Source organism: Nostoc sp. WHI, assembly GCF_015714725.1.
Lineage (GTDB): Bacteria > Cyanobacteriota > Cyanobacteriia > Cyanobacteriales > Nostocaceae > Nostoc.
Genome location: NZ_WBKM01000152.1, coordinates 1 through 7,193 on the forward strand (window position 1 = coordinate 1; position 7,193 = coordinate 7,193).

Sequence of the window (7,193 nt, forward strand, 5' to 3'; positions counted from 1 at the left end):
CCCCATTCCCCATTCCCCTTCCGGCTTCCGAGGTTAAAATTTCCATGTCTGTGCCGCCACTGCGCCTCAGCAATAACTTTGATTCTTACATTAGTGGTGAGGTGACTATTCATCCAAGCGCAGTACTCGCACCTGGGGTAATCCTCCAAGCGGCTGCAAACAGCAAAATCATCATTGGACTAGGGGTGTGTATTGGTATGGGATCAATTCTCCAAGTCCATGAAGGAACCCTAGAGGTAGAAGCAGGCGCGAACCTGGGAGCCGGTTTTTTGATGGTTGGGAAGGGAAAAATTGGAGCAAATGCCTGCATTGGTTCGGCGACAACAGTGTTTAACTGTTCAGTTGAACCTGGACAAGTAGTTCCACCTGGATCGATTTTAGGAGACACCAGTCGGCAGATTGCCCAAACAAAGCAACCGGAACCATCTATAAAAAATCCAACTTCTACAAGTGCACCACCACAGAAGGAAGAAGAAAATGGCTTAGGGGGAGTTAAGGAAAAGGTAATTTCCTCAACTAACTTCTCAGCTTCGGCTTTTGTGGATTTCAAACAAAACAAGTCGATTTCTTACTTTAAATCTCCCGCTACCCCAGAAAGCCAGTCTCCTCTCGTGGAGGAAGCTGTAAATAATGCTGACTCTACCTTGCAAAAAGCTGCTCAAGAGTCTACAGAACATGACTCAGACCCCACTCAGCCAGCCATAGAATCGCCTAACGGTTTCGGAACTCAAATTTATGGGCAAGGAAGCATACACAGACTAATGACTACATTGTTTCCCCATAGACAATCTTTGAGCAACCCAAACTCTGACAATAAGTCCGAGTAAGTGTTAATTGTAAGTTGTCAGCTTTTTCCGTATCTTGGAGAATTCATAATGGAAACATCTAATCAACGGTCTACGAATAGCATCCAGGGAGGGCATCGTCAAGAAACCTTCGAGGATACTGCTTTAGGTTTAGTTTCTACTCGCAGCTTTCCGGCGATAGTTGGTACGGCGGATATGATGCTGAAATCGGCGGGAGTTCACCTAATTGGCTATGAAAAAACTGGTAGCGGTCATTGTACTGCGATCGTCCGGGGTGGAATTGCTGATGTGCGTCTGGCGGTAGAATCAGGTGTGCAAACGGCTGAACAATTTGGTCAGTTGATTTCTAGTTTGGTGATAGCCCGACCTTATCCCAACCTAGATATAGTGCTTCCTATTACAACCCGTTTCACTAAATTGATGGAAGAGGGCAATTACAGCCGTCTGAGTAATCAAGCAATTGGTTTGGTAGAAACGCGAGGATTTCCCGCGATGGTAGGAGCGTGTGATGCCATGCTGAAAGCTGCTGATGTGCATTTAGCAGCCTATGAAAAAATTGGGGCGGGTTTGTGTACAGCGATTATTCGTGGTTCTGTAGCAAATGTTGCAGTAGCAGTGGAAGCAGGAATGTTTGAGGCAGAACGCATTGGGGAATTAAATGCAGTGATGGTGATTCCTCGACCACTGGACGAAATGGAATTAACTTTGCCATTAGCAAGCTGCTGGATAGAAGAACGTCAACCGCTAAACTTGCCAGTGAATATTAAAGAACAAGTTGCCGAAATCGAAGTACTAAGATTACCAGATTTAACCAAGCTAAATACAAAAATTACAGAGGAATTATGGAATGATGAATGATGAATTGTCGAAAATCTACATTCAGCATTCATCGTTTGGATGAAAGGCATCTGACACTTTTGTTATTGTTCTGATAAGATTTTCTTCTTCTCCATAAATAAAATACCTTTATTTTTATAGCAATAATAGAGCTTTATCTATAGTAAAACTCGTAACTTTCTATGAGCATTGCTATATAATTTGCCAGCGTTCAGCAATACTAGTTTTATATCTATATAATCTCTATTTATAGGAGAATCACCCTTGAACCAAGCGACGCTGCACCAGTTAAAGGTGTTCGAGGCGGCGGCACGGCACAGTAGCTTTACTCGTGCTGCTGAAGAATTGTTTCTCACCCAACCTACTGTTTCTATGCAGATTAAGCAACTTACTAAATCGGTAGGGTTGCCATTATTTGAGCAAGTGGGGAAGCGGTTGTATCTGACGGAAGCAGGACGGGAATTGTTTGCCACTTGTCGGCAGATTTTTGAAAATATAGCCCAGTATGAAATGAAGGTAGCAGATTTAAAAGGGGTAAAACAGGGACAATTACGCTTGGCAGTGATTACAACAGCAAAATACTTTATTCCACGTTTGTTAGGGCCTTTTTGTCAACTTTACCCAGGAATTGATATCTCGCTGCAAGTAACGAATCACGAACAGATTTTGGAACGGATGAGTAGTAATCTAGATGACTTATATATTATGAGTCAAATTCCAGAAAATATGGATGTGACTTGTGAACCATTTTTAGAAAATCCTTTAATAGTCTTTGCACCGAATAATCATCCGTTATCTAAAGAAACAAATATTCCTATACAACGCCTGTCTAACGAACCTTTTATTATGCGGGAACCAGGTTCAGGAACTCGTCGCGCTGTCCAAAGCCTATTTGAAAAATATGGGGTGATGGTAAAAGTCAAGCTGGAATTGGGAAGTAACGAAGCAATTAAACAAGCGATCGCAGGTGGTTTAGGAATTTCTGTTTTATCCCGTCATACCTTACTATCAGACACCTCAGATTTTAGCATTTTAGATGTACAACACTTCCCCATTCAGCGAAATTGGTACATGGTTTACCCATCTGGCAAGCAGCTATCTATCGTTGCTCGTACCTATTATGATTATCTCCTGGCTGCAACAAAAAATGTTGTAGAGGAAAACGCTGATACTGTTTCGAGTACGCTTGAACCGACTCACAAGTAAACTTAAATATTAAAAAGTTTTTCTAAACCTTCCTTAGATGTCTTCGACTCGTTAAGGATAAATTCCTCTGGTCTTTTATAAGTTTGAAAGATATTCTCAATCCGCTCCACAGATAATGGCTCCATAAAAGCTGCTATCCTTTCTGTAGTTAGCATTTCTGTCTTGTTAATGTAGTTACTAATCTTTGAAGGATGATCACCAATTCCAATATTAGGAACCCCTAATATGTCAGCAATTATTATCGAGTGCAGACGATTTCCCAAGTGAAAATCCATTTTACTGAGGATTTCAATAAACTCCTCTGGTTTGTTCCATGAATGAATTAGACAATTTTTTTCGGGTAAATATTTTTTCAGTAGTTTATGAAAGCTATTATCGTTTCTCTCATCTCCTATATGTGCAGGTAGTAAATGAATGACTGAATTAAACTTCTCAATCAATGGCATTAACTGTTGTGCATAAAATTCGCCTCTACCTTCGCCCCACCAATATTTTCCAGAAAAAGATATGTTATTTATATTATTGGATATTTTTCTTTGATTTATATACTTCTCATAAAAAGTTAAATCTAAAAATGCTAGATCGCCACCTAAACAAAAAGATTTATTGTATTTAATTTTTTCTTGAACTAATTGATAAGAATTTTTGTCCCTAAGATATAAGAAATCTGCGTTTTCAAATATCTCTACTACGTTATCTTCTGCTCCTGCTTTAACACTTTCTAACCCTACGCCTAGAAAGCAAAAACGCTTACCCATCAATTTTGAAAAAAATTGAAGTCTGACTAAATCCTTCGGTTTACTGCTGATGTTTAAGCTGCCTCCACCCCAAACGATATAATCAGTTTTTAAAATTAACCAAAGCCTGTGTAATTTGGTTAATTTATGACTGCTAAAAAATTTTATCTTACTGGCTGAATTATCATAATAATTATCTTTACAAACAACAAATACTCTTTTTACAAATTCTTGCGCTTCCCAAAATTTTGTTAATTGCTGTACAAATATATCATCACCTACATTACTCTGACCGTAATAGCCTATAAGGAAAATATTCATATTGATGCAATTTTAAATACTTAGTGCCTCATTATTGCAAAGTTTAACATGAATGTCAATAATAGCAACATCTTTAAAAAGGATGTTAGAGGATATTTTAAACGTATTCAGTGATACAAGTGCAGATAATTAATTATGCTTCCCACAGTTATTAAACTCCACCCTTTTAAACGGGGTGGGAAGACAAAGGGTAGCTTTGTCTCTTTAGGTTCTTCGTATTTCATACAGCCGTTCACAAATAAGTAGACCAAAACGAATTAGCTCCAAGCATCATCAGATAAGATTTGCTCAGTAACAAATTGGTTTAAGACTTGATTAAGGGCTTCTTTGGTTCGAGCTTTGAAAGACTGCGAATATTGCTTGATTTTTGACTAACACAATTCGATTATAGACAAATCTTAAAATCCTTTTAAAGTTTTCCCAAGGGCAAATTTTGGGCTGCATCCACATAACAAGAAAGTGAAATCTGAAAAAATGTGACTTTTGAATTCTCTAAAGGGGTTGACGGTTAGACCAGGAAACATTGACAATTAACCAGCAAAACTATTAAAAATGGGGGAAAACTGGCAATGGTTAGCCCGGAAATACCATCTTGGCGCAAAACAGTACAAAGCGAGATTGTAGCTGTTACAGTGTACGCTGACAGAGCGCTGGTCACACGGCGGGGTATGGTTTCTTTAACAGGAATTGAACAGGAATTAATAATTACCCCAGTACCAGTGACTCTAGAAACTGAGTCTGTCAGAGTTAGCGGTACAGGCACTGTAGGGGTACGAATGCTTGGAGTAAGTAGCGATCGCATCTACACTACTGAACCTGTAGCAGAGCGAGTAGCACATTTGACAAGGCAAATTCAGCAAGTAGAAGCAGAAAAACGCCACCTGCAAGCCCAAGTGGATGCTTTAGCATTGCAGTCTAGTTTTATCGAAGGCTTACGGGAAACGGCAGAGAAACCCTTTTCACAGAGTTTATCTCGAAAAAATCTCAGCTTGAGCGAAACTTTAGATTTCCTCAACTTTCTCGGAAGCCAGTATAGTGAGTATGCGATCGCATCTGGGGAGTGCAAAACCCAACAGCAAGAATTAGACAAACAACTGCAAGCACTCTACACTTCATTACAAAAAATCCAAACACCCCATTCTCAAGAGAGTTTTAACTTAGTTGTAGGCGTTGAAGTTGCGGGTGAAGGCGAATTTGAATTAGAGCTATCATACCTAGTGAATCGCGCTAGCTGGACTCCTCTATATGACTTGCGCTTTAGCACTACCAGCGATATTGTGCATCTGAGCTACCTTGCAGAAATCACTCAAAGCAGTGATGAAGATTGGATTGGTGCAAATCTCACCCTTTCTACCGCTAAACCGGGATTAGGTACACTCCCACCCAAACTTGATCCTTGGTATATCGATGCCCCACGTCCACAATTGATGCGACAAAAACGATTTACTGCCCAGCCACCACTGCTGCCTAGCATAGCAGATCCGCCTGCTTCTGCTGCCAGAGCGGATTGGCAAGAAGAAGAAGAAGAAGTTGCAGAGGATAGTCTCATTCCAGCAGAAACCGTTGCAGCAGAAGTATCCAAACAAGGGAGTGTAGTTACCTTTAAACTGAATAGTGGTGGTAATATTCCCAGTGATGGCGCACCTCATAAAACAACGATTTTCAATGATGATTATTCTTGTAGTTTCGATTATGTAGCAATGCCGCGCTTAGTAAGCTTTGCTTATCTGCAAGCCAATGTAAAAAATAGTCCCAACGGTGCAACTTTGTTACCAGGCAAAGCGAATATTTTCCGCGATAACGTTTTTATTGGAACAACTCAGTTAGAGAATATTGCACCAGGGCAAGAGTTTAAACTTAACTTAGGAATTGATGAAGGTTTAAAAATTGACCGCGAGTTAGTTGAACGCTTGGTAGACAAAAGATTGATTAGCAACCAGCGCCGGATTACTTATAGTTATCGGTTAATAATTACTAACTTACTTGACAAAGAAGTAAATTTAAAACTAACTGAACAATTACCAGTTAGCCGCAACGAGCAAATCAAAGTGCGTCTTAATCGTAGCAACCCGCAAATTCAACTTGGTGAAATGGGGATTTTAGAATGGCAGTTAACTCTTCCCCCCCAAGAGCGACGAGAGATATATTATCAGTTTAATGTTGAATATCCGCCTGAGTTGATGGTGATTGGGTTAGATATTTAGAGTCGAGGTTAGCGTTATTGTTCAACTGTGTTCTTTTATGAAAGCATTTAAGTATTTTGCTTGCGGAAAATACTGAAATGAGTAAGTCAAATGAGCTTTTACTTGCGGAAAACACCAAAATGAGTAAGTCAAATGCCATTTTGCTTAAGTCAAATGAGCTTTTACTTGCGGAAAACACCAAAATGAGTAAGTCAAATACCATTTTGCTTAAGTCAAATGAGCTTTCACTTGCAGAAAACACCAAAATGAGTAAGTCAAATGAGCTTTTGCTTAAGTCGAATGCCATTTTGTGAAAGCAATCAGGTATTTTGACAAAGTATTTACAGCAATTTGATAAAGTAATCAGCAAATATACGTGACGATTAAAAATCAGTTTTTCACTGCTAGGCTAAACTTATAGCACTAAGACTATTTGCCGCCATGTCTGTCATCCCAGATTTAGTAACCCCAAAAGATGTTATATTTCCGCCAGGGGATTTATATAGTGACGAACCGCCTTTGGAAACTGACTTGCATCGATTGCAAATGACACTGCTCATCCAATGCTTAGAATGGTTGTGGCAAAATCGCAACGACTTTTATGCTTCGGGTAATCTCACCATCTACTACAGTCCACGCCAGCGCAAATCAGAAGACTTCCGGGGACCAGATTTTTTTGTGGTACTGGGGACTGAACGCAAGCACCGTAAAAGCTGGGTTGTTTGGGAAGAAGATGGCAAATATCCGAATCTAATTATAGAAATCCTCTCCGATAGTACAGGCAATACTGATAAAGGCTTAAAAAAACAAATTTATCAAGACACCTTTCGTACACCAGATTACTTCTGGTTTGACCCAGAAACTTTAGAATTTACAGGGTTCCATTTGCTTGATGGTGAATATCAACCACTCCAACCAAATCCTCAAGGCTGGTTGTGGAGTCAACAATTAGGTTTATATTTAGGGGTTTATCAAGAAAATTTACGCTTTTACACTCCTGAAGGGGAACTAGTTCCAACGCCGGAAGAAGTGGCACAACAGGAGACGCAACGAGCAGAACAAGAGACGCAACGGGCACAACAGGAGACGCAACGGGCACAACA

7 protein-coding genes are annotated in these 7,193 nt (G+C 39.9%); 6 read left to right on the plus strand and 1 reads right to left on the minus strand.

Going from position 1 to position 7,193, the window contains the following annotated elements; all coding sequences use genetic code 11:
* Positions 1–44: 44 nt before the first annotated feature.
* The 3 genes from F8S12_RS16275 to F8S12_RS16285 all read left to right on the plus strand — a co-directional run bounded on the left by F8S12_RS16275 (position 45) and on the right by F8S12_RS16285 (position 2,849).
* Positions 45–827 (plus strand): transferase, encoded by a 783-nt coding sequence (locus F8S12_RS16275; RefSeq protein WP_196517190.1) that lies wholly within the window; start codon positions 45–47, stop codon positions 825–827.
* A gap of 48 nt (positions 828–875) precedes the next feature.
* Positions 876–1,664, plus strand: a complete 789-nt coding sequence (locus tag F8S12_RS16280; protein ID WP_196517191.1) for a BMC domain-containing protein — start codon at positions 876–878, stop codon at positions 1,662–1,664.
* Positions 1,665–1,907: 243 nt separating this feature from the next.
* Positions 1,908–2,849 (plus strand): LysR family transcriptional regulator, encoded by a 942-nt coding sequence (locus tag F8S12_RS16285; protein WP_196517192.1) that lies wholly within the window; start codon positions 1,908–1,910, stop codon positions 2,847–2,849.
* A gap of 2 nt (positions 2,850–2,851) precedes the next feature.
* Here F8S12_RS16285 and F8S12_RS16290 read toward each other — a convergent pair whose 3' ends face one another.
* Positions 2,852–3,907, minus strand: coding sequence for a polysaccharide pyruvyl transferase family protein (locus F8S12_RS16290; protein WP_196517193.1), 1,056 nt, complete (start codon positions 3,905–3,907; stop codon positions 2,852–2,854).
* Positions 3,908–4,476: 569 nt separating this feature from the next.
* Here F8S12_RS16290 and F8S12_RS16295 point away from each other — a divergent pair.
* The 3 genes from F8S12_RS16295 to F8S12_RS16305 form a co-directional block, all read left to right on the plus strand.
* On the plus strand, positions 4,477–6,111 hold the full coding sequence (locus F8S12_RS16295) for a mucoidy inhibitor MuiA family protein (protein WP_196517194.1): 1,635 nt from the start codon (positions 4,477–4,479) through the stop codon (positions 6,109–6,111).
* Between the two features lie 77 nt (positions 6,112–6,188).
* On the plus strand, positions 6,189–6,404 hold the full coding sequence (locus F8S12_RS16300; protein ID WP_196517195.1) for a hypothetical protein: 216 nt from the start codon (positions 6,189–6,191) through the stop codon (positions 6,402–6,404).
* 127 nt (positions 6,405–6,531) lie between these two features.
* The coding region (locus F8S12_RS16305) for a Uma2 family endonuclease (protein ID WP_196517196.1) at positions 6,532–7,193 on the plus strand (662 nt) is incomplete at its 3' end.